This window comes from Micromonospora rifamycinica (genome assembly GCF_900090265.1).
In the GTDB taxonomy this organism is placed as follows: Bacteria; Actinomycetota; Actinomycetes; order Mycobacteriales; family Micromonosporaceae; genus Micromonospora; species Micromonospora rifamycinica.
Genome location: NZ_LT607752.1, coordinates 3,588,743 through 3,610,010 on the forward strand (window position 1 = coordinate 3,588,743; position 21,268 = coordinate 3,610,010).

23 protein-coding genes and 1 tRNA gene are annotated in these 21,268 nt (G+C 74.8%); 5 read left to right on the forward strand and 19 right to left on the reverse strand.

The genetic code is table 11. From position 1 onward, the window contains the following. Position 1: 1 nt before the first annotated feature. The 7 genes from GA0070623_RS14625 to GA0070623_RS14655 all read right to left on the reverse strand — a co-directional run bounded on the left by GA0070623_RS14625 (position 2) and on the right by GA0070623_RS14655 (position 7,760). A complete protein-coding gene (locus GA0070623_RS14625; RefSeq protein WP_331715180.1) occupies positions 2–883 on the reverse strand; it encodes an IS5 family transposase in 882 nt (293 codons plus the stop codon). A 293-nt stretch (positions 884–1,176) separates the two neighbouring features. Then, positions 1,177–1,250: transfer RNA gene (locus GA0070623_RS14630), tRNA-Ala, on the reverse strand. A gap of 250 nt (positions 1,251–1,500) precedes the next feature. After that, positions 1,501–2,316 (reverse strand): divisome protein SepX/GlpR, encoded by an 816-nt coding sequence (sepX, locus tag GA0070623_RS14635; protein ID WP_172898404.1) that lies wholly within the window; start codon positions 2,314–2,316, stop codon positions 1,501–1,503. A gap of 179 nt (positions 2,317–2,495) precedes the next feature. Then, entirely contained in the window at positions 2,496–3,098 is a 603-nt protein-coding gene (locus GA0070623_RS14640; protein WP_067314710.1) for a GNAT family N-acetyltransferase, read from the reverse strand. Between the two features lie 91 nt (positions 3,099–3,189). Beyond that, entirely contained in the window at positions 3,190–4,482 is a 1,293-nt protein-coding gene (locus GA0070623_RS14645; RefSeq protein ID WP_067314699.1) for a molybdopterin molybdotransferase MoeA, read from the reverse strand. Next, the gene (locus tag GA0070623_RS14650; RefSeq protein ID WP_067314701.1) at positions 4,479–5,480 is read right to left on the reverse strand and encodes a UTP--glucose-1-phosphate uridylyltransferase; all 1,002 of its coding nucleotides are present in this window, start codon (positions 5,478–5,480) and stop codon (positions 4,479–4,481) included. The genes GA0070623_RS14645 and GA0070623_RS14650 overlap by 4 nt, the downstream gene beginning before the upstream one ends. 9 nt (positions 5,481–5,489) lie before the next feature. Next, positions 5,490–7,760 carry a diguanylate cyclase gene (locus GA0070623_RS14655; RefSeq protein ID WP_067314703.1) on the reverse strand — a complete coding sequence of 757 codons (2,271 nt, stop codon included), beginning with the start codon at positions 7,758–7,760 and terminating at the stop codon, positions 5,490–5,492. 86 nt (positions 7,761–7,846) lie between these two features. Here GA0070623_RS14655 and GA0070623_RS14660 point away from each other — a divergent pair, with 86 nt between their 5' ends. The 3 genes from GA0070623_RS14660 (at position 7,847) to GA0070623_RS31005 (ending at position 9,982) form a co-directional block, all read left to right on the forward strand. Beyond that, positions 7,847–8,473, forward strand: coding sequence for a 5-formyltetrahydrofolate cyclo-ligase (locus tag GA0070623_RS14660; RefSeq protein ID WP_089004057.1), 627 nt, complete (start codon positions 7,847–7,849; stop codon positions 8,471–8,473). 235 nt (positions 8,474–8,708) lie between these two features. Next, complete coding sequence (locus GA0070623_RS14665) at positions 8,709–9,113, forward strand: FmdB family zinc ribbon protein (protein WP_067314712.1); 405 nt, start codon at positions 8,709–8,711, stop codon at positions 9,111–9,113. A gap of 215 nt (positions 9,114–9,328) precedes the next feature. Continuing rightward, positions 9,329–9,982, forward strand: a complete 654-nt coding sequence (locus tag GA0070623_RS31005; protein ID WP_067314715.1) for a CpaB family protein — start codon at positions 9,329–9,331, stop codon at positions 9,980–9,982. 112 nt (positions 9,983–10,094) lie between these two features. Here the strand turns inward: GA0070623_RS31005 and GA0070623_RS14680 are convergent, their stop codons facing one another. Beyond that, on the reverse strand, positions 10,095–10,274 hold the full coding sequence (locus GA0070623_RS14680; RefSeq protein WP_067314717.1) for a hypothetical protein: 180 nt from the start codon (positions 10,272–10,274) through the stop codon (positions 10,095–10,097). Positions 10,275–10,492: 218 nt separating this feature from the next. Here GA0070623_RS14680 and GA0070623_RS30585 point away from each other — a divergent pair, with 218 nt between their 5' ends. Then, positions 10,493–11,149, forward strand: coding sequence for a hypothetical protein (locus GA0070623_RS30585; RefSeq protein ID WP_197699982.1), 657 nt, complete (start codon positions 10,493–10,495; stop codon positions 11,147–11,149). 80 nt (positions 11,150–11,229) lie between these two features. Here the strand turns inward: GA0070623_RS30585 and GA0070623_RS14690 are convergent, their stop codons facing one another. Next, positions 11,230–11,712 (reverse strand): DUF2231 domain-containing protein, encoded by a 483-nt coding sequence (locus GA0070623_RS14690; protein WP_067306729.1) that lies wholly within the window; start codon positions 11,710–11,712, stop codon positions 11,230–11,232. A gap of 193 nt (positions 11,713–11,905) precedes the next feature. On the opposite strand from GA0070623_RS14690, the gene GA0070623_RS14695 reads away from it, so the two are divergent. Further along, positions 11,906–12,757, forward strand: coding sequence for an oxygenase MpaB family protein (locus tag GA0070623_RS14695; protein WP_067306703.1), 852 nt, complete (start codon positions 11,906–11,908; stop codon positions 12,755–12,757). A 90-nt stretch (positions 12,758–12,847) separates the two neighbouring features. Here the strand turns inward: GA0070623_RS14695 and GA0070623_RS14700 are convergent, their stop codons facing one another. The 10 genes from GA0070623_RS14700 to GA0070623_RS14740 form a co-directional block, all read right to left on the reverse strand. Then, a complete protein-coding gene (locus GA0070623_RS14700) occupies positions 12,848–13,708 on the reverse strand; it encodes a RecB family exonuclease (RefSeq protein ID WP_089004058.1) in 861 nt (286 codons plus the stop codon). Between the two features lie 124 nt (positions 13,709–13,832). Beyond that, positions 13,833–14,447 carry a MarC family protein gene (locus GA0070623_RS14705; protein WP_067306697.1) on the reverse strand — a complete coding sequence of 205 codons (615 nt, stop codon included), beginning with the start codon at positions 14,445–14,447 and terminating at the stop codon, positions 13,833–13,835. Between the two features lie 40 nt (positions 14,448–14,487). After that, entirely contained in the window at positions 14,488–15,354 is an 867-nt protein-coding gene (locus GA0070623_RS14710) for a PHP domain-containing protein (protein WP_067306694.1), read from the reverse strand. A gap of 118 nt (positions 15,355–15,472) precedes the next feature. Continuing rightward, positions 15,473–16,720: a WD40 repeat domain-containing protein gene (locus GA0070623_RS14715; protein ID WP_067306690.1), complete on the reverse strand. Its 1,248-nt coding sequence runs from the start codon at positions 16,718–16,720 to the stop codon at positions 15,473–15,475. Beyond that, entirely contained in the window at positions 16,717–17,484 is a 768-nt protein-coding gene (locus GA0070623_RS14720; protein ID WP_067306687.1) for a SigE family RNA polymerase sigma factor, read from the reverse strand. The genes GA0070623_RS14715 and GA0070623_RS14720 overlap by 4 nt, the downstream gene beginning before the upstream one ends. A gap of 103 nt (positions 17,485–17,587) precedes the next feature. Then, on the reverse strand, positions 17,588–18,454 hold the full coding sequence (locus GA0070623_RS14725) for a PH domain-containing protein (RefSeq protein ID WP_067306685.1): 867 nt from the start codon (positions 18,452–18,454) through the stop codon (positions 17,588–17,590). Positions 18,455–18,460: 6 nt separating this feature from the next. Beyond that, positions 18,461–18,619 carry a hypothetical protein gene (locus GA0070623_RS30370; RefSeq protein ID WP_165942702.1) on the reverse strand — a complete coding sequence of 53 codons (159 nt, stop codon included), beginning with the start codon at positions 18,617–18,619 and terminating at the stop codon, positions 18,461–18,463. A gap of 116 nt (positions 18,620–18,735) precedes the next feature. Continuing rightward, a complete protein-coding gene (locus GA0070623_RS30375; protein ID WP_331715181.1) occupies positions 18,736–19,398 on the reverse strand; it encodes a DUF6758 family protein in 663 nt (220 codons plus the stop codon). 451 nt (positions 19,399–19,849) lie between these two features. Next, the gene (locus GA0070623_RS14735) at positions 19,850–20,473 is read right to left on the reverse strand and encodes a TrmH family RNA methyltransferase (protein ID WP_067306722.1); all 624 of its coding nucleotides are present in this window, start codon (positions 20,471–20,473) and stop codon (positions 19,850–19,852) included. A 109-nt stretch (positions 20,474–20,582) separates the two neighbouring features. Next, positions 20,583–21,089, reverse strand: coding sequence for a hypothetical protein (locus tag GA0070623_RS14740; protein WP_067306682.1), 507 nt, complete (start codon positions 21,087–21,089; stop codon positions 20,583–20,585). Between the last annotated feature and the right edge of the window lie 179 nt (positions 21,090–21,268).

The following is a 21,268-nucleotide window of genomic DNA, read 5'->3' on the forward strand; positions in this document are numbered from 1 at the left end:
GTCACAGCCATTCGTTGATGGCGGCGAGGTGGATGGTGGCCTCGTAGCGGACGGCGAGCTTGTCGAAGCGGGTGGCCACGGCGCGGTTGCGTTTGAGTCTGTTGATGCCGCACTCGACGGCGTGACGTTGCTGGTAGATGTGCGGGTCGAAGGCTGGTGGTCGGCCGCCCTTGGGTCCCTTCTTACGTCGGTTGGCGTCCTGGTCGGCTTTGCTCGGGATGGTCGCGGCGATCCCGCGTCGGCGTAGGTAGGCCCGGTTCGCTTTCGAGGTGTAGGCCCTGTCGGCCAGGACCCGGTCCGGGCGGGTCCTGGGTCGGCCGGTCACCAGGCGGGGAACGCGGATAGCGGCCAGGACGGGGATGAACTGCGGGCTGTCGCCGCGCTGTCCGGCGGTCAGCACCATGGCGAGGGGCTTCTGCCCTTGCTCGCATCCCAGGTGCAGCTTCGTGGTCAGCCCGCCGCGGGAGCGGCCGAGCGCGTGGTCGGCCGGTTCGACGGTGACGCCGCCGGGTGGTTCGGCCTGCAGATCCCCCTTTTCCTCGCCCCGGCCGCGTGCTGGTGGGCGCGGGCGCTGGTCGAGTCCACGGACACGTCCCAGGTGATCCTGCCGGCCGCGTCGGCGAGGGCCTGCAACCCTGTCAGGACCTGCTGCCAGGTGCCATCGCGCTGCCAGCGGCGGAACACGCCGACCAGGACCCGTACTGCGGCGGCACGTCCCGCCACGGGCACCCACCCGGATCCGCCACCGGATCCCATCGATCAACTGCCGCCTACTCCATGACGACGGTCGACCTGGCCGCTTCGGCGCCGGCAGCAACGGCTCCAGCACCGCCCACTGCCCGTCGGTCAGGTCGAACCGCCTCGTCACCGCTAGGGTGTCCACGAGGTCTCCGGTTTCAGGTTCTGCTTGGTCGCTGAACCATCTACCGGAGGCCTCACTCTTTTTCGATCTCCGACACGCAAAGATCCTCAAACCAGCTCATGCCCCGAGACCGACTTCGACACAGGCCCTAGACGCGCACGGGCGAAAAGCCTGAAAGCCGACAAACCGGGTATAACTGCCCACCGGCGAATACGACCGCGTCGACATGTTTGGAGGTCGGGGGTTACTCAGAATGATATTGGCAAAAATTTAGGCCCTGACCAGCATTTTTGCTGGTCAGGGCCTAAATTTTGTGGAGCTGAGGGGACTCGAACCCCTGACCCCCTCGATGCGAACGAGGTGCGCTACCAGACTGCGCCACAGCCCCTCTGCCGGCAGACCGGCTCCGGTCCCACCCGGCTTTCACCGGGCGGGCCGGCAGCAAGACTAACAGCCCACCCACCCCCCGGGCGAATCACCCCTCCCACCACCCGGGCCACCTGCTCCGCCGCGCCGGTGGGCCGAAGATGCGGCATCCGATCGCCCCGACAGCACAACTTCGACCCAAGCGAGGCGATCACGCAGGCCAGGCGAGGCGGACACGCAGGCCAGGCGAGACGAGGCAGGACAGGCGGGGGTCAGCGGGGGTCGCGGCCGGACTGGTACGGGCGTCCGCGCAGGCCACCGGAGCGGCGGTACGACACCGAGGCGCCCCCGCTGGCCGCCGCCGGCAGGTCGGTCGGCCGGTCGAGACCCATCGCGGTACGGCGTACCGCCTCGCGTTGTGCGGCCAGGCGGCGCTGCGCCTCCCGACGGGCCGCCGCCCGGCGGGCCTGCTCGCGGCGCACCTCGGCCTGCCGGGCGGCCAGCCAGGCCTCCTCCCGGGCCCGGATCCGCCGCCGCCGGCGCTCGGCCAACGCCCGTCGCCGCAGGTGTACGACGTACACGACGAGCAGTGCGGCGGTGACCGAGAAGCTGATCCAGAACCCGGGGCTGACCAGGATCACGCCGACCAGCTCGACGAAGTTGAGCAGCAGCAGCGCGGCGAGCACCCGGCGTCGCCGGTAGACGACCGGGGTGTGGTGCCGCTCACGGGGCGGCCGGCGACGGGCCTGCCGGGGGGCGGGCGGCACGGCGCGCAGGCGACCCGAGCGTCGGCCGGCGGGCGGGGCGGCACGGCGGGCCGGGGCCGGCGGCGCGGAGACCGGTGCGGTGAGGTTCCCGGTGGCGGCGTCCTCGGCCAGGGTGACCACGAGCGCCCGGGGCTGGTTGACCGGTCGCCGGCCGGGGACAGTACGACGCCGCCGACGGCGCTGGAGCACCCGCGCCGTCGACTGCGCCCGCTCCGCCACCAGCCGCTCGGTGGCGTCGTACCGACGGACCAGCGCCGGCGCGAGGGCGAGCAGACCGGCGGCGGCGAGGACGGCGAGGAGCACCGAGGTCGGCACCCTCACCCCTCCCGTCACCGAATTTCGGGACAACCACCGAACATCAGCAAGATCTTTCCCGAAAGATCACTCTCGACGCAGATCCTACGGCCGGGCGGTGCTTGCCGCAGCTTGCAGTTACTTGAGGTTACGGGCCACCGACCGGGATACCGGCACGCCGCGCCGATCCCGCCCGGGGGGACGGCTCACCCGACGTCGTGGCGCAGCCGGTGCCAGCGGGCCAGCAGACCGCCGTCGGCCGCCGCCTCCTCACTGGTCATCGCGTATCCGATGTGGTCCCGCCAGGCCCCGTCGATGTGCATGTAGCGCACGTGGTACGCCTCCTCGCGGAAGCCCAGCTTCTCCACCACCCGCCGGGACGGCTTGTTCTCCGGCCGGATGTTCACCTCCACCCGGTGCAGGCCCCCCGGGCCGAACGCGTGGTCGACGGCGAGCGCCATCGCGGTGGGGATCACCCCGCGCCCGGCCGTCCGGGAGTCCACCCAGTAGCCGACGTAGCCGGAGCAGAACGCCCGCCGGACGATGCTGCCCACGTTGAGGTGCCCGACCAGCCGTTCCTGCCCGCCCTCGCGCAGACAGACCGCGAACGGCATCCCCTCGCCGGTCCGCGCGGAACGCCGCTGGTCGGCGTGCACGTACCGGAACGCCGCCGGTGAGTTGGCCTCGTTCCAGCTACCAGGCAGGTGCGACTCCCACGGCGACAGCCACGCCTGGTTCGCCCGCCGTACCTCCGACCAGGCGACGGCGTCGGAACGTCGGTACGGCCGCAGCACCACCGGACCGTCCATCAGCACCACCGGCCACCCCGGCGCCCGCCCGAACCAGCTCACCGCGCCGACCTCCCGTCCACGGCCGGGACGCCGACCGCCCCGAACCGGCTCACCGCCGCCGGTCCAGCAGCAGCACGTCCACCGTGGAGCCGGCGGCGGCGGTGGTCACCCGCTCACCGAGCACCATCAGGCCGTTCGCCTCGGCCAGCCCGGAGAGGGTGTACGGCCCACCGCTGAGCGGCTGCACCGTGTAGCCCCCGCCGCGCCGCTCGGCCACGTGCGCGGGCCGGAACTCGCGCAGCCCGCCGGGCGACGAGATGGTCTCCAACAGGTGCGCCCGTACGCTCGGCCGGAACACCGGCTCCGCGCCGGCCAGCAGCTGGATCGCCGGCCGGGCCAGCACCTCGAAGCCGATCAACGCCGCACCGGGCTCACCGGGAAGACACACCACCGGCACCTCCTCGGCGCCGACGGTACCGAACCCGAGCGCCGTGCCGGGGTACAGCGCCACGTCGGTGAAGGTCACCGGCCCGGCCCGGCCGCCCTCCCGGCGGGACAGGATCCGCCGGACCATGTCGCCGGGGCCGGTGCCGGTGCCACCGGTGGTGATGATCAGATCGGCCCGCAGGGTCTGGTCCTCCAGCAGCCCGCGCAGCCCCTCCGGGTCGTCGTCACAGATCCCCACCCGGTACGCCAACGCGCCCACCTCGGCGGCGGCGGCGGTCAACGCGTGCGAGTTGGCGTCCACCACCTGACCGGGCTGGCTGCCCCGCCCCACGTCGACCAGCTCGTCCCCGGTGGCCACGATGACCACCCGGGGGCTGGGCCGCACCACCACGTGCCCGATGCCGGTGGCGGCGAAGACGGCCACCAGCGCCGGCGTGACGTACGTGCCGGCACGGGCGAGGACGGTGCCGGCGGGCAGCTCCTCACCGGCGCGGCGGACGCCGTACCCGCGCTTGGGGATGCGGAAGATCTCCACCGCCGCCATGCCCTGGTCGGTCCACTCCACCGGCACCACCACGTCGGCGGCGATCGGCATCGGCGCACCGGCCGCCACCGAGAAACACGAGCCGGGAGTGAGCCGCACCGGACGCCAGCTCGCCGCGCCGAGGTCACCGACCACGTTGAGCCGCACCGGACGGCCCGGCCCCGGCGAGGGGACCGGGCCGTACCCGACGAGGTCCTCCCAGCGCGCGGCGTACCCGTCCACCGCGGCCTGGTCGAAGGCGGGGAACGAGTGCGGGGCGACGACGTCCGAGGCGAGGACGTTGCCGTAGGCCTGGGTGAGGTCGAGGTCGAGCGGGGGCAGCGCGCGTAACCTGCGCAGCACGCTGCCCAGGTAGTCGGCGAGCGGCGTCAACTCGTTCGCGGCCGCCTCGGCGTCGGCCGTCGAGGTCATGTACCGGAGCCGCCCGCCGCGTCACGCACCCCGTTGAGGATCGCCGCCGTGACGGTCTCGTCGCCGTTGTTGACGAACCCGGTCAGCCAGCTGCGGAACTCGGCCCCGAGGTCCTCCCGCTCGACGGCGATCTGCACGACTGTCTGGAGGTAGCCCAGCGGCATGCCGGTGTCGTAGCGGGTGCCCCGGTAGACGATCGCGTGCACCGGCACCCCCTCGGCGCGCAGCAGCTCCATCGCGTCGGTGAGCTGGATCTCCCCGCCGCTGCCCGGTTCGGTACGCCGGATCGCGTCGAAGATCCGTCCCGGCAGGACGTACCGGCCGAGGACCGCCAGGTTGCTCGGGGCGTCCTCCGGCTGCGGCTTCTCCACCATGCCGGTGACCTTCACGACCTCGCCGAGGTCGGTCAGCTCGGCCTCGGCCGGCTCGACCGAGGCGATCCCGTACCGCTTGGTCTCCGCCGGATCGACCTCGAAGAACGCCAGCACCACACCACCGGTGCGGGCCTGCAGCTCCAACATGGCCGGCAACAGCGGCTCGGACGGCTTGACGAACTCGTCGCCGAGGAGCACCGCGAAGGGCTGGTCGCCCACGTGCGACTCGGCGTACCCGACGGCGTGGCCGAGGCCGAGCTGCTCCGGCTGCCGGCAGGTGTAGATCTCGGCCAGCTCGCTGGGGCGCTTCACCGCGGCCAGCCGCTCGGCGTCCCCCTTGGCCTCCAGCCGGGCCTCCAGGTCGGGACGCCGGTCGAAGTGGTCCACCATCGACGTCTTGCCCCGACCGGTGATCAGCAGCACGTCGCCGATGCCGGCCTGGGCGGCCTCCTCGACGATGTACTGGAGCACCGGTCGATCGATCACCGGCAGCAGCTCCTTGGGCACCGCCTTCGTGGCCGGCAGGAACCGGGTGGCCAGGCCGGCGGCCGGGATCACGGCCTTGACCGCACGGGCACGACCGGTCGCGGCGGTCGCTGAGGGGTTCGCTGAGTGCTCCGACATGCCGCGAGACTATCGGCCACGGCTCTGCCGCGGCGGGTGAGGACCGGAAGACGCGCCGCCCGGCTGCGTCACACCGGGGGTGCCGACGGCGTGCCGACCGGTCGGCTGCTCGGTCCGCGCGCCGTCGGCGGGGGTCCGGTCGGCCGCCGACTGGTCGGAGGGGGGCTGGTCGGCGGCGGACGGACCGGTGGGGGGACCGGCGCGGGGCGGATCGTCGTCCCCGACCGCCGTTCCCGCCGGGACCGCCGTCGGATCGGCCGGCACCTCCCCGGCCGGCACCGGTCGCGGACGCGCGGTCGCCACCCGGTAGCCGTCCCGGCCGGCGCCCTTGGCCGCGTACAACGCCTCGTCGGCGGCGTCCAGCACCTCCGTGCCGGTGCCGGCGTGGTCCGGGTAGACGGCGATGCCGATGGAGACCGACATCGTGATCGTCGTCGGGGTTCCGGTGTGGCCGGCCACCACGACCGGGGTCTCCCGGACCGCCGCGCCCAGCCGCTCGGCGACGGTCGCCGCGCCCCGGGCGTCGGTCTCCGGCAGCAGCACCACGAACTCCTCACCCCCCTGCCGGAAGGCCAGGTCCACCTCGCGGATCTCGCCCCGGACCCGACGGGCGAACTCGGCGAGCACCGCGTCCCCGGCGGCGTGCCCGTAACTGTCGTTGACGATCTTGAAGCGGTCCAGGTCGAGGACCAGGATGCTGAGCATCCGACCGAACCGGTTGGCCCGCTCCACCTCCCGGCGCAACGACTCCCGCAGGTAGCGGTAGTTCCACAGCCCGGTCAGCGGGTCGGTCAGCGACAGCCGCTGCGCCTCCTCGTGGACCCGGACGTTCTCCACCGCCACCGCCGCGTGCCCGGCGAAGGTCCGCAGGGTGGCCAGGTCGTCGTCGTCGAACTCGTCGCCCCCGAGCCGGTCGTAGAGGACCAGCACGCCGACCGCCGGATCCCGGCCGGCGGCCTCCCCGGCGGGCGCGGTGAACGGCACCGCCACGTACGTCTCGCACCACGGCTCGCCGGGCGGCGTCGGGCCGGGTCGGACCCGCCCGCGTTGCGGCTCGCCGGTGGCGGCGACCGCACCGACCACCCCCGCGCCGACCGGCATCCGCAGCTCCTCCGGATCGGTGCCCGCCGGGCAGCGCCCGGCCAGCCCCTCGACGCACTGCCCGACGAGCATCCCGGCGTCGTCGCGCAGCAGCACCGCCCCGGCCCGCGCCCCGGTCGCCGCGATGGCGCTGTGCAGGATCACCCGCAGGATGCGTTGCAAATCGTGGGTGCTGGCCAGGGTGTCCCCGAGCACCCCGAGATGGCCGCGCAGCTGGTCCCGGCTGCTGGTCAACGCCGCGACGTAGCCGGCGGTCTCCCGGATCATCCGGTTGAACGCGGCGGCGAGCCGGCCGATCTCGTCCCGGCTGCGCACCGGCACCCGGGCGGTCAGGTCGCCCCCGGCCACCCGGTCCACCGCGCCGGCCAGCTCCACCAGGGGCCGGGTGGTCACCCGGGCCAGCCGCCACGCGGTCAGCACGGCCAGCGCGGCGGCCAGCAGCACCGCCCCGAGCAGCACGACCGGCAGACCCGACGACTGCCCACCGGGCACCGAGAGCACCAGCGGCAACGGCTGCCCCGGGGTCGGTCCGAGCCGCCGGACGTACCGGCCGTCTCCGGTGGCGGTGACCCGCTCGCCGTCGGCCGAGCCGGCGGCGGCCAGCACCGCCGCGCGTACCCCGTCGGTTTCGGTGGTGTGGGCGATCCGGCCGGGACCGGCGGTGTCGTCGAGGAGGGTGACCGCGACGCCGGTCACGGCGGCCAACCGGGCCACGAACGCCGGGTCGACCAGCTCGGCGGCGGCCACCGCGCCGAGCGGCGTGCCGGCCGGATCGCGCAGGTCCACCCGGGCGCTGATGGCCCGCACCGGCCCGCCGGTCCGGACGCCCGCGCAGTCCTGCCAGCCGGTGGCGGGTCCACCCGGGGTGGCGTACGTGACGCCACCGGCCCGGTCGGTGACCAGCACCGCGGCGGCCAGCCCCCGGCTGACCACCTGGCCGGCGGCGCCCGCCCGCCCGGCCGGGTCGGGGCGCAGGGCCACCGCGTCGGCGGCGGCCCGCAACTGCTGGCAGAGCGCGTCGATCGAGGTACGCACGGCGGTCGCGGCCAGGCTGAGCCGTTCGGTGGACCGGCTCCGGTCCACCGTCGACAGCGTGGTCCCGACGAAGACCGCACCGAGCACCACCGGGCCGAGCACCACCGTGAGAAAGGCCGCCGTCAACCGCCCGCGTAGCGTCAACGTTCTTCCCCCCGGAAGTTCCAGGCCCGTTCCTGCGATGCTGACACAGAGCGACCGGCCGCACGGCGTTGCGTCAGGAGTGTTGCGTGCCCAATTTCTCCGATCACGCGGATGCCGTCCCGGCGGCCAAACGCGAGACACGCGTCGCGCTGCTCGCCCGCCGCCGGGCGCTCACCGCACCGCAGCGGGCCGCCGCCGCGCGGCGCGTCCAGGCCGAGCTGACCGATCTGGTACGCCGTCTGCGGCCGACCACGATGACCGCCTACGTGCCGGTCGGCTCCGAACCGGGCGGCCCCGACCTGCCCGACGTGCTCCGGGCCGCGCTGCCGGCCGGGGCGGACCTGCTGCTGCCGGTGCTCCGCACCGACCTCGACCTGGACTGGGCACCGTACGCCGGGCCGGGCACCCTGGTCGCCGCCGGCCGGGGCATGCGCGAGCCGGACGGCCCGCGCCGGGGCCGAGCGGCGGTCACCGGGGCCACCCTGGTCGTGGTGCCCGCGCTGGCGGTCGACCGGCGCGGGCTGCGGCTGGGCCGGGGTGGCGGTTCCTACGACCGGGCGCTGGCCCGGGTGCCGGCGGCCGTCCTGACCGTGGCGCTGCTGCACGACGGCGAACTCCTCGCGGCGCTGCCCGCCCAGCCCCACGACCGCCCGGTGGGCGCGGCGCTCACCCCGTCGGACGGCCTGCGCCGGCTGCCCACGGCCGCACCCTGAAGGCCGGCCGTACCGCCGGTCCGGCCGACCACCTCCGCTCCCCCGGACGGCTCAGCCCGGCCGCGTCCCGCCGCACCCGCTCCCCGATGCGTCGGCGTGCCGACGCCCGTCCGGCTCCGCGATGTGCCGGATCACGATCCGGCCCCGTCCGCTGGACGAACCCGGGTCCGATGACGCACCATTGGCACTCGAATACGCCGAGTGCCAACCGGCCGTCCCAGATCCGGAGGAGAACGTGCCCACGTACCAGTACGCCTGCACCGCGTGCGGCCACCAACTCGAGGCGGTGCAGTCGTTCTCCGACGAGCCGCTGACCGAGTGCCCCGCCTGCGAGGGGCGGCTGCGCAAGGTCTTCAACTCGGTCGGTGTCGTGTTCAAGGGCTCCGGCTTCTACCGCACCGACTCCCGGGCCTCGGGCACCGAGGGCAAGAGCAGCGCGGTGAAGTCCGACAGCACCTCCTCCGGTTCCGGCAAGGACTCGTCTGGTTCGTCCCCCGCGACCGGTTCGGGCTCCGGCTCCGGGTCCGGCTCGGGGTCGGGGTCGGGGTCGTCGACCGGCTCCGGATCCGGCTCGGCGGGCTCGACCGGCGGTGGTTCCTCCGGGTCGACCAAGTCGCCGGCGGCCAGCACCTCCTCCTGACCCGGTAGCCACCGAAGACCCCTGCCGCCCCGGGCCGCAGGGGTCTTCGTCGTCTCGGCCGGCCTTAGCAGATCCGGCGGGAGGACGGTGGCCGTCCACAGGTCCGCCCGTCGTCCAACGGCTGTGGACGACGGCTCGTGCCTCGCCCGACGCCCGCCTAGCCTGCTGAGCCGGGGATGCCGGCGGGGCATCCGGTGAGCGGCGGAGGTGTGGTCATGGCGGGCGGTGGCACGGATGACGAAGGCTCACTGCGGCCGTTCCGATGGCCGCATCGCCCCGGCGGGGCGACCCTGCTCCGGGCGGTGCTGGTGGCCGCCCTGCTCGGGTTGGCGGTGCTCGTCCTGGACACCCCGGCCCGCTGCCCCGCCGGCCCGCCACCGCCCACCGTCGGGCTGGCGCTGGCGGCAGGCCCCGCCACCGTCACCGCCCCGGGCGGATGCGCCCCGCCCGGAACGGACGACGCCACCCGGGCGGGCCGTTCCGACCACCCCCGGCCCCCGACCGGTCGGGCCGGGGCCGGCGACGCCGCCGTCCCCGGCGGGGAGGACGGCGACCCGCCCGCCGGCCGGGACACCCCGGTCGCGCTGCCGCTGCCGAGTGGCTTCGTCGGGGTGCCGGTACGGCTGGCCGAACCGGCCGCCCTGGCGGTCCTCCGCCCCGGCGCGCGGGTCGACCTGCTCGTGGTGCCGGCCGGGCGGGCGGCCGGTGAGACCATCCTGCTGGCGACCGACGCGCTGGTGCTCGACGTGGTGGGCGACGGTGCCGCCGACGGCTCCTCCGCGCTCTATCTGGCGGTCCGCCCCGACCAGGCGCAACGCTCCGTCGGGCAGCCGGAGGGCAGCCGCTTCGGTGTCGTGGTCCGGCAGTGAGCCACCGCCGTGCGCCGGAGCACCGGCAGCACACCGGTGCCCCGGTGCCCACCGCGCCGGCCGGGAGGGGGCGGGTCCTGCCGCCCGTCCCGCCGGTGGCCACCGGCGGCGGTCAGCCCCAGTGCGGAGGACGCTCGGCGAGCAGCCAGTCGTCGTTGCCGCCACGGCGCTCACCCCAGCCGGAGTCGGTGTCGTCGGCGGTCTGCTCGGGCAGCACCACGAAATCCTCGCTGAGGTCGACCGTGCGGTCGTCGTCGCCGGGTACGCCCTGCCCGGCCGGGTCCTCGATGATCACAGCCGGTAAGAATACCCGGGCAACCGGACCGGCCGCCCCTACGGTGACCTGACGTGTCGACCCGGCAACGGCCAGCCCGGGCGTCAGGAGACCACGATCCGTAGCCGCGCTCGGCCGGTCCCCGGGGTGGCCCGCCCTGGACCGGCGGCCCGCACCGCCCCGAAGATCGCCCTGCGACCGGCTGACGGCCCGTCACGTTGGTAGCGTCGGACGGCGTGACGACGCCCAGCGGTGCCAGCCCCGAGGACGAGTACTGGCGACGCCCGCCCACGCGGCAACCCGCCGAGACCGAGCCGACGATCCCGGCCGGCCGCACGGACGCCGCCGGCCCACCGGTCCCGACCACCGCCGCCGGAAGTTCGCGGAGCACTGACGATCCGCCTGGAGCGCCGGTGGACTCCCCGACCGGAGCCGGGGCCGGCGGCCGAACCGACGCCGGGACCGACACGCAGGCCGGTGTCCAGCCCGGCACCGGCACCGGAGCCGAGACCGAGGCCTGGACCGTCACCGGGGCCGGCAGCGCGACCGCGACCGGAGCCGCAGCCGGAGCCGACGGTAGGGCCGGGACCGACGGTGGGGCCGGGGCGGCGAGCGGTGCCGGGGACGCCGCCGGCCCGGCGGGTGGAGCCGGCCCGGGGTGGCCGACGGCGGGGGTCTACACCGGACCACCGCCGACCACGCCACCGCCACCGGGCTGGCGTCCCCCGGTGCACCTGGAGGCGACCCCCGCGCGCAGCCTGGCCTGGCAGGACATGGAGGCGATGGATGTCGCGGAGCAGCAGGCGCAGCGGGTCACCTGGAGCATCGGCGCGGTGGTCGGCGTCGTGCTGCTGGTACTGCTCTGCCTGCTCTGTTCCCGGGCGTTGTTCTGACCACGGCCGGCCGGGCACCCCCGCCCGTCAGGCGGTGGTGCCCGGCCGGCCGTGGTGACTCCGCCGGTCGCGGTGACCGGTCAGAACGTGTTGGTCCACACCGAGGCGGCGCCGCTGTCCCCGGTGAGGTAGACGGAGATGCAGGAGAGCACCGACAGCACCACGACGACCCCGGTCAGCACCCAGGTCGCCCAGGTGGGCAGCTTCGGGGTACGCACCCGGTCGCTGGTCACCGCCAGCAGCAGCAGCGCCGCCACGGCCAGGGCGAGGGTCCACCAGAGCAGGATGTCACCGAGCTCGGAATGCTCCTGGATCTTGGCAAGCAGCTCCGGCGAGTAGCCCTTCGCCTTCAGCGCCGCCTGGAACTCCTCTCCCGTCTCGGTCGCCACCCAGGCCAGGACCGGGGTGACGACGGCCAGGATGGCCACCGCCCAGTCGAGGCGGGGACGCCAGCGTGGCACCAACCCGTAGGCACTGGCCAGCAGGGCGAGCAACGGCACGAAGACCACCACGGCATGGACCACCAGAACGTGGGATGGCAGACCATTGAACTCTTTGAACACCGACACCTCCGGCAGTGGACGCGGTTGCGGCAGACAGCGTACGACGAGTGCATGGTCGTCGCGTCCCCCATCCGCGTACACGCTGTGGCGGACGTTCCGGTTCACCGGTCGCCGACCGCGGTCGGGTGCGGCGACCGGTCACGCGACCACCCGACGCCGGGCGGCACGACGCCGGGCGTGGCACTGTTGACGGGTGGACAACGACGATCTCGGTCTCTTCGGTCCCGGTTCGATCACCTGGAAGGTGCACGACGAACCGGTCCTGATCGTCGCCGGCCTGCGTTCCCTCTACCTCCAGGCGCTGCACCCCCGGGCGATGGCCGGGGTGGCCCAGAACAGCAACTACCGGTCGGATGCCTGGGGGCGGCTGGTCCGCACCGGCACGTACATCGACACGGTGAACTACGGCACCACCGCCGAGGCCGAGACGGCCGGTCGGCGGTTGCGTGCCCTGCACGCCCGGCTGCGCGCCACCGACCCGTTCACCGGGGAGCCGTTCCGGATCGACGATCCGGACCTGCTGCGCTGGGTGCACGTCACCGAGGTCGAGTCGTTCGTCGGCACCGCGCGTCGGGCCGGCCTGTCGCTGACCGACGCCGAGGTTGACGGCTACTACGCCGAGCAGCGGCGGGCCGCCGCGCTGGTGGGTCTGGATCCGGCCGACGTGCCGGGCAGCGCCGCCGAGGTGGCCGACTACTACCGGACGGTCCGGCCCGAGCTGCGCATGACGAAGGCGGCGGCGGAGACCGCGCTGTTCCTGACCGCCCCGCCGATCCCGTGGAAGCTCAGCCGGCCCGCCCGGCTGGGGCTGAGCCTGGGGCCACCGCGCTGGGCGTACTTCGGGGTGGCCGGGACGGCGCTCGGGCTGCTGCCGCCGTGGGCGCTGCGGTTGTACGGCGGGCTGGGACTGCCCACCACCGCGCTCACCGCCGACCTGAGCGTCCGGACGCTGCGGCTGGCCCTGGCGGCGCTGCCCCGCACCTGGCGGGAGAGCCCGATCCGGCAGGCGGCGAAGGACCGCGTCGTCCGCAGTCTTGCCGTCTGACACCACGCCGAGGCGATCGACACCGGACCACGCGACGACCCCCGACCGGGGCGGCCGGCCGACGCCTCAGTCGGCCGGGCGGGCGGCGAGTCAGTCGGCCGGCAGGGCGACGGGACGGTCGGCCGACGGAGCGGCGGGGCGGTCGATCGCCGACCACGGCTCCCGGCCCGGCATCTGCGCGCCGACCGGGCAGGTACGCCGGTAGTCGCACCAGCCACAGCGGGGACCGGCCACGGCGGGGAACGCCTCGTCCGGGTCGGACCCGTCGGTCACCGCCCGCTCGGCGGCCATGATGTCCCGGGCGGTGTCCTCGGCCCGGGTGAGTTGGCGGGCCAGCGACTCGGCGGTGTGGTCATGCCCCGCGACGGTGCCGGTCGGCAGGTGGTGCAGCTCCACCCGGCGGCACGGCCGACGGAAGGTCCGTTCGGCGGCGTACGCGTAGAGGGCGAGCGCCTGCGACCCGCGCGCGTCGTCGGCGTCGGACCCGCTGCGGCCGGTCTTGTAGTCGACGATGACCAGTTCGGGGCCGTCGGGACCGGGGCGGGAGTCGATCCGGTCGGCCCGCCCGTTGAAGGCCAGCACAGCGGTCTTGACGGCGACCACCCGCTCCACGCCCAGCGGGTCGTCGCCGGGGTCGAGGGTGGCGACGTACCCCTCCAGCCAGCCCAGCGCCCGCTGGTACGCCGCACGCTCCTGCTCGTCGTCGCGGTAGCCGTCGCGGACCCAGGTGCCCTTGAGCAGCGCGGGCAGCGCCTCGGGACGACGACGGTCGACGGGCAGCGCATACCAGTTCTTCAGGGCGGTGTGCACGCTGGAGCCGAGGGAGTTGTGTGCCCACGGCGGCCCCTTCGGCGGGGCGGGCCGGTCGAGGTAGGCGTACCGGTAGCGGCGGGGGCAGTCGGTGTACGCGCCGAGTTTGCTGGGTGTGCAGGTGAAGAGCCGTTCGGGCATGCCGGCGAAGCCGAGCTGTTCGGGTTGGCCGGAGCGGGGCCGGGGCGTACCGGCGGAGGAGGCTCGTCGCACCCTGCGATCCTGCCAGCCCGGTACGACAGCCCCGTACCGGCCCGACGGCGGGTCAGGCCGTGTTCACGTACTGGGTGACGAAGGCGGCCACCGCGTCGGCGATGAGCTGCACCGCGATGGCGGCCAGGAGCAGGCCGGCGATCCGGGTCAACACCTCGATGCCACCCGGCCGGAGGATCTTCACGATCCCGCCGGAGAACCGCAGCACGACCCAGACCGCCAGCATCACCGCGATGATCGCGGCGGCGATCGCCGAGATCTGCCCCACCCCGTCGGCCTGCTGCACGAACAGCATGGTCGCCACGATCGCGCCGGGGCCGGCGAGCAGCGGGGTGCCCAGCGGCACCAGGGCGATGTTGGAGGTGACCTGCTGGCTGGGGTCGTCGGCCTTGCCGGTGAGCAGTTCCAGCGCGACCAGGATCAGCAGCAGGCCCCCGGCGGCCTGCAACGCCGGCAGGTCGACGTGCAGGTAGGCGAGGAGGGTCTGGCCGGCGACGGCGAAGACCACGATGACGCCGAGCGCCAACGCGACCGCCTGCCAGGCGGCCCGGTTGCGGTCACGGGCGGCCAGCGGGCCGGTCAGGGCGAGGAAGATCGGCATCATGCCCGGCGGGTCGACGATGACCAGCAGGGTCACGAAGACCTCACCGAAGAGCTTGAGATCCACCGGACGAGGGTAGCGGTGCCGCTGGCAGGCGGAACGCGGATCACCCGGAAGCGACGCCGGTCACCCCGGAGGCCGCCGCGACGATCCGCTCGTACGCCTCCGGCGCGGTGGTGTGCGCGCCCAACCGGACGGTCTTGTGGCTGCCGTGGAAGTCTGACGAGCCGGTGACCAGCAGGCCCAGGTCGGTGGCGAGGCGCCGGACGTGCGCCGCCTCGGCGGGGGTGTGGTCCTCGTGGTCGGCCTCCAGGCCGGCGAGCCCCGCCCCGGCCAGGTCGGCGATCAGCGCATCGGGGACGATCCGGCCCCGCCGGCTGGCCCGGGGGTGGGCGAACACCGGCACGCCGCCGGCCGCCCGCACCAGGGCGACAGCCCGGAACACGTCGATGTCCTCCTTGGGCAGCCGGTACCGCTCGCCCAGCCAGTCCCGGCCGAACGCCTCGGTGGTGGTGGCGACCAGGCCGGCCCGGATCAGCGCGGCGGCGATGTGCGGGCGGCCGACCGTGCCCCCGTCGGCGGCGGCCAGGATCTCCGGCCAGCTCACGTCGATCCCGTCGGCCCGCAACAGCGCCACGATCCGTTCGCCGCGCTCCTCCCGGGCCTGGCGTACCCGGGCCAGCTCGGCGACCAGCTCGGGGTGCTCCGGGTCGAACAGGTACGCCAGCAGGTGCAGCGGCAGCGCCGGTTCGGCACCGTGCCAGCGGCAGGACAGCTCCGCGCCCCGCACGAGGCTGAGCCCGGCCGGCAGCGCGTCGACCGCCGCCGCCCACCCGGCGGTGGTGTCGTGGTCGGTGATCGCCACGACGGTCAACCCGGCGTCGGCGGCGGCCCTGACCAGCTCGGCCGGGCCGAGCGTGCCGTCGCTGGCGGTGGAGTGGGCGTGCAGGTCGATCAGCGGGCGCGCGGGCATGATCCGACGCTACCCGGCGGGGCCACCACCGCCGTGCCCAGTCGATCCGCCCGGCCACCGCCGTCCTGGGGCGATCCGGCCCGGCCACCGCCCTCCCGGCCAGGCCGCGGCCCCGGGGTCAGTCCGACCCGGCCACCACGACGGGTCGGATGTCGGCGTTGGCCCCGGCCACCGGGGTCGAGGTGGCCCGCGCCCCGGCCAGGACCTCGTCGGGACGCATCCGCGCCAGGGCGCCGCCCCGGTCGACGTAGGTCGCGTTCCGGGTGTCCGTCCAGGCCACCACGTCGCCGATCACCGGTCCGGCGGTCCGTTGGGGGGCGGCACCGCCGGCCAGGTCGACCAGGATCGCGCCGTCCGCACCGGCGAGTCGACCGTTGACCAGCAGCCAGCGCCCGTCGGGGGAGACCGCGCCCCGGCCGTCGGCGGCAGGCGTCGACTCGCACCGGGTGGTGTCCTGGCTCAGGTCGGGGCCGAGCAGGGCCAGACAGCTCCGGGCTCCGGCGCGCACCCGGGCGACCAGCCGGCCGTCGGACCTGGCCCCGTAGACGTCGAGGACGTGCGGCGCGACGGCGCCGGGCGGCGTGCCCGGGGACGGACGCCACAGCAGGTGACCACCCTGGGGGCCGGCCCGGAGCAGCACCTGGTTGCCGATGAACCGGACCGGGACCATCCCGGCGGGAGCCGGCTCGCCGACCACCGCGAGGAGCTGGCCGGCGACGATCCCGGCCGAGAAGATCCGTCCGTCGTCGCGCCAGGCCACCTGCCGGCCGTCCGGCGACACGACGATCTCCTCCGCCCCGGCGAGCAGCGCCTGCGGTTCACCGCCCGCGGGCACCGTCCAGAGGGTACGGCCGGCGACGGTGGCCGGCCCGGTCAGCAGCCAGCCACCGCGGTCGGGCAGCCGCTGCGCCCGTTCGACCGGCCCGATGCCGAGGTCGTACCGCTGGCCGGTGGCGGTGACCAGGACACCGGCCACGATCAGGTCGACCTCACCGTCGGCCGGTCGTTCCGCCGGGACGGGCGCGACCGGTCCGGCGGAACGGGAGGCCACCCCGCGCGGGTCGCCGAGCACCACGGTCGGGGTGGTGGTGCGGTCCGCCTGCCCGCCGAGCTGGGTCATCCCGCCGGTGGCCAGGGCGGTGGCGATCCCGGCCAGCGCGAGCCCGGCGACCGTGCGCCGACGGCGCGTCCGCCCGGCCCGGCGGAGCGCCAGCCCGGCCGGGTCGAACGGCAGCCGGTGCGGGACGGCGACCCGCTGGGCGAGCGTCTCCCGCAGCGCCTGCTCCAGCCGTTCCTCGTCGGTCACGGCGAATGGACGCTCGGGGCGGCCGGTCTGGTTGCCCGGTCGGGGTGACGAGGGGTTCATCGGGTCTCCGCGGTGACCGGGGTGGCCCGGGTGGGTGTCCGGGAGCGGTCGGCGGCCCGGCCGGGCGGGGTCGGGCGGGGAATCCGGGCCGGCTGGACGGCCGGCGCGGTACCGCCGGCAGGCGCGGCACGGGCAGCCTGTGCGGCACCGGCGGCCGGCGCGGCACGGGCAGCCTGTGCGGCACCGGCGGCCGGCGCGGCACGGGCAGTCTGTGCGGAGCGGGAGGCCGGGGCCGGGCGGGGGGCGGGATCGGCCGGGAGGTCGAGCTGCGCCTCCGCCCCGAGCCGGCGGCGCAGGGTGGCCAGCGCCCGGGACGTCTGACTCTTCACCGTTCCCGGGGAGATCTCCAGCAGGGCCGCTGTCTGCGCCTCCGACAGGTCCTCGTAGTAGCGCAGCACCAGCACCGCGCGCTGCCGGGCGGGCAGCGCACGCAGGTGCCCCCAGAGGACGTCCCGGTCGAGGTGCTGGGCGATCTCGTCCACGCCGGCCCGTTCGGGCAGTATCTCGGTGGGCCGCTCACCGTGCCACCGTCGTCGCCACCAACTGGTGGACGTGTTGACCAGCACCCGTCGGGCGTACGGCTCGACCGCCTCGATCCCGCCCAGCCGCCGCCAGGCCAGGTACGTCTTGGTCAGCGCGGTCTGGAGGAGGTCCTCGGCGGTGGCCCAGTCCCCGGTGAGCAGGTAGGCGGTACGCAGCAGGGCACCGGAGCGCGCCGCCACGAAGTCGCGGAACTCGTCCTCCAGCGGATCCCGGTCGGCCACCGCTCACCTCCGCGCCCCGTCCTGCCTGGCAGGTTGTCATGCCGGGCGACACCCGGTCGACGGCGGAAGGGGTGCAGTTCGCCCGCCGGACGGACGAGAGCCTTCAGGCGCCGTCGTCGGCCTTGGCCTCGTCGGCCTCCTTGCCCAACCGGGCCTCGACCGCCTGCGGCTCGTACATCTCCTCGACCACCCGCAGGTAGAGCTCGTTCGGGTTGGGCAGGTTCTTGATCTCGCGTAGCGCCTGTTCCTGGCCGGCGGATTCCAGCACGAAGGTGCCGTAGTTGAGTGCCCGGCCGGTCGGGGTCTGCTCGTACTTCATGTCGGTGACCCGGGCCAGTGGCATCATGGCGACCTTGCGCGTGACGATGCCGTTGACCACCATGACCCGCTTGTTGGTCAGGATGAACCGGTCGTACCACCAGTCGGCGACCTTCCAGGCCACCCAGCCCATCGCCGCGAACCAGAGCAGCACCGCGATGGTGGTCAGCGCGCCGACGTCCTGGCCGGCGAGGAAGCCGGAGAGGTAGCCGAGCACGAAGGTGGCCGCCACGCCGACGATGATCGGGGTGGTGAGGTGGATCCAGTGCCGCTTCCACTCGCCGCGGTACCGCTCGGTGGGGAAGAGGTAGCGGGCGACCAGCGAACTGGGCTCGTCCTCCAGCGGAAGGACCCGGCGGGGGGCCATCCCCTGGGAGTCGGACCGCAGCCCGGCCAGCTCCTCTTCGGAGATGACCGGCTGCTGGTAGCCCGCCTCCGGATCACGGCCCCAGGCACGTCCCTCACCGGCGTACGCCGGGCCGTCGCCGTAACCGGCGTCGTCCGAGAAGGACGGTCCGTTGGAGAGTCCCGCACCGGACCCGTAGCCCGGACCCTCGTCGGGCCGGTATCTCGGGATCGGTTCGGTGTCCCGCTCCCGGCGGTCCCGGCCGGGATCGTCCGGGTCGAACGGGGGTCCGGAGGGGCTGCCCATCGCTGGCTAGGCGACGAGGCTCGTGAAGAAGTCACCAAAGCCCTGGGCGATGTCCACGATGCCACCGCCGAGCGACTTGAAGACGTCCGCTGCCGAATTTGGCCGGTAGGCAACGAAGAAGATCAAGAATGCGATACCGGCCCAGGTGAGGACCTTCTTGACCATAGCGGGCCATCCTCTCGCGCGGCGCCGGGTCCATTTACCGCAGCGGCACCCACAGTATCAGCATGGTGCCGCAGCGTGAATATCTGCGTCCCATCTCCGACTCGCCGACAGGGCCGTCAGGCCCCGCCGTGCAGGTACGGAGACGGTGCGCCGTACACGAGCTCGGGCGGAGTCCACTCGGTGAGGTCGTGCAGGACGACATCTTCCGCGAGGAGGTAACCCGCGCTCGCCGGCCAGGCTATCGCATGGAGCCACATTCCCCGAGCCTCACCGGCGTACGCGCTTCGATCCGTTGCCGAATTGATCAGCCACAGTGGAGTCGGGTGGCCGCCGGCCCGGATCCGCGCCGGCTCGACATGCTCGGGATGACCAGGGCCGGGGCCCGGTCCGGCCAGCACCTCCGTCAACTCTGGACCGGGATCCGGGCCGGCCACTCCGGCGAACCGGGTACCCAGTCCGACCCCGGGCTCCTCGGCCACCAGCACCAGCTCGGCCGGTCCGCCGCCGAGCGGCGCCGGACCGGCGCAGGCGACGGCCGTGGCCCGGACGCCATCGGCTTCGTCGCCGGCCCAGGCCACCCCGGTCACGGTCCAGCCGGACGGCAGCGGCCAAGGGCACCACAGCGGCATCGCGGGCCGCTCCGGGCCGCTCTCGGCAGCCACCCGGTCCACCACGCTCGCCACGATCTCGGCGTCGATCCGCTCGGGCACGTGCAGCGGGGCGACCGGCCCGCACCGGACGCAACGCGAGGAACCGTTCATCAGGTCCGGCGGGCGCACCTGACCCGCACACCTCGGACAACTCACCACGACACTCACATCCCCACCGTGGCCCCACGATCCGGGTCCGTCAAGCCGACCCCGCCGACACGCCGTCTCCCGATCCCCCCGCCTCCCCGCCGTCCACCTGGGGTTCCGGGGCGGATCCGCCCCACCGGGAGGGCCGCGATCTCCGGTGCCGCCGAGCCCGCGCGGGGCGGGTCGGAGACGGCGGTGACGCGGGCGGCGCACGCGCCGGGCGGGCGCTGACCGCGCCGGGGCGGCCGGCCCTCTGCCGCTGGGCCGGGCACGCGCCGTCCGTCGCTGACGCGCCGGGCCCGCGCGGGCGGGCGGGTCGCTCTTCGCCGTCGCGCCCCCGGACGCGGTGGTGGCCGGGCCCGCGCGGGCGGGCGGGTCGGCCAGCTCACCAGCTCCATCTCGGTGGTCGCGGCGCCGGACCCGCGCGGGCGGGTCAGGGCGGCGGGGCGGCGGCGTACGCGCGGATCCAGGCGTGCATGGCGATGCCGCTGGCCACCCCGGCGTTGATCGACCGGGTCGAACCGTACTGGGCGATCGAGAAGAGCTGGTCGCAGGCGGCCCGGGCGGCGTCGGAGAGACCTGGACCCTCCTGACCGAAGAGGAGCACGCAGCGCCGGGGCAGGGTGGTGGTCTCCAGCGGCCGGGAACCGGGCAGGTTGTCGATACCGACCACCGGCAGGTCGTGGTCGGCGGCCCACCCGACGAACCCGTCGATCGTCGGATGGTGCCGGACGTGCTGGTACCGGTCGGTGACCATCGCACCCCGACGGTTCCACCGACGCAACCCGACGATGTGCACCTCGGCGGCGAGGAAGGCGTTGGCGTTGCGGACCACCGTGCCGATGTTGAAGTCGTGCTGCCAGTTCTCGATGGCCACGTGGAAGTCGTGCCGCCGGGCGTCCAGGTCGGCCACGACGGCCTCCCGCCGCCAGTAGCGGTACCGGTCCACCACGTTGCGCCGGTCGCCCGCGGCGAGCAGCTCCGGGTCGTAGCGGGGGTCGTCCGGCGGGTCGCCGGGCCACGGTCCGACACCCACGTCGAGTTGGTCCTCGGTCACGATCCCGAGAGGGTACGGACCCGGGCCGCGACTGTCGCACACCACCCCGCGTCCGGACCCGGCCGGCACGGGCACCCGCGGGTCGCCGCGTCCACCGGGTCGGCTCCGGTCACCGCAGGCCCAGCGCGTCGCCGAGGCGGTCCAGGAACCGCTGGTCGGTCGGATCCGGGTCGCCGGCCCGGCACACCCGGACCGCCACCGACTCGACCCACTGCCGGTACGCGGCCGAGTCGGCCGGGTCCGCCCGTCGGCGCAGCACCCGCACCACGGCACGGCAGACCGGCGGGAGGTCCGCCGCCCCGGCCAGCCCACCGGTCGGGGTGGTCGAGCTGTCGTCCCGGGCGTAGATCGTCGCCACCACGGCGCGGACCAGGTCGCTGTCGGAGGCCCGGCCGGCGGCGAGCGCGTCCAGCCCGACGAGGCCGGCGGCGACGGTACGCGCCGGGCGTCCGGGACCGGGCGAGGCGGCGGCGACCAGCACCCGGCCGGGCAGGGTGGTGAGCAGGCCCCACTCGCGGGTGGAGTAGCCGGCGGTGGTCAGCGGTGCGGCACGCCGTCCGGCAGAGGGCGGCTCTCCGGCGAGGGAGTGGCTCATCAGGACCTCCGCCGCCAGCATAAGCCCGCCGGGCGCAGGGCCGGGCCGGTCCACCCCGATCCGCGCGGCCGCGTGGCGGCGGGCCGGACCGCGTCCGTCCGCCTCCGCCGGGTGACCACGGGGTGCACCGGGCGCGCCGTACCGTCGGTTTGCGCCTTACCGCTGGTTAAGGAGATACCGGGGGCGGGGGTGACGGGTAA

Coding starts and splice junctions, on each gene's coding strand:
- GA0070623_RS14640 (WP_067314710.1), bottom strand. CDS start 3,098: ATGGACGGTCCGGTGGTGCTGCGGCCGTACCGACGTTCCGACGCCGTC.
- GA0070623_RS14645 (WP_067314699.1), bottom strand. CDS start 4,482: ATGACCTCGACGGCCGACGCCGAGGCGGCCGCGAACGAGTTGACGCCG.
- GA0070623_RS14650 (WP_067314701.1), bottom strand. CDS start 5,480: ATGTCGGAGCACTCAGCGAACCCCTCAGCGACCGCCGCGACCGGTCGT.
- GA0070623_RS31005 (WP_067314715.1), top strand. CDS start 9,329: ATGGCGGGCGGTGGCACGGATGACGAAGGCTCACTGCGGCCGTTCCGA.
- GA0070623_RS14700 (WP_089004058.1), bottom strand. CDS start 13,708: ATGCCCGAACGGCTCTTCACCTGCACACCCAGCAAACTCGGCGCGTAC.
- GA0070623_RS14710 (WP_067306694.1), bottom strand. CDS start 15,354: ATGCCCGCGCGCCCGCTGATCGACCTGCACGCCCACTCCACCGCCAGC.
- GA0070623_RS14715 (WP_067306690.1), bottom strand. CDS start 16,720: ATGAACCCCTCGTCACCCCGACCGGGCAACCAGACCGGCCGCCCCGAG.
- GA0070623_RS14725 (WP_067306685.1), bottom strand. CDS start 18,454: ATGGGCAGCCCCTCCGGACCCCCGTTCGACCCGGACGATCCCGGCCGG.
- GA0070623_RS30370 (WP_165942702.1), bottom strand. CDS start 18,619: ATGGTCAAGAAGGTCCTCACCTGGGCCGGTATCGCATTCTTGATCTTC.
- GA0070623_RS14740 (WP_067306682.1), bottom strand. CDS start 21,089: ATGCTGGCGGCGGAGGTCCTGATGAGCCACTCCCTCGCCGGAGAGCCG.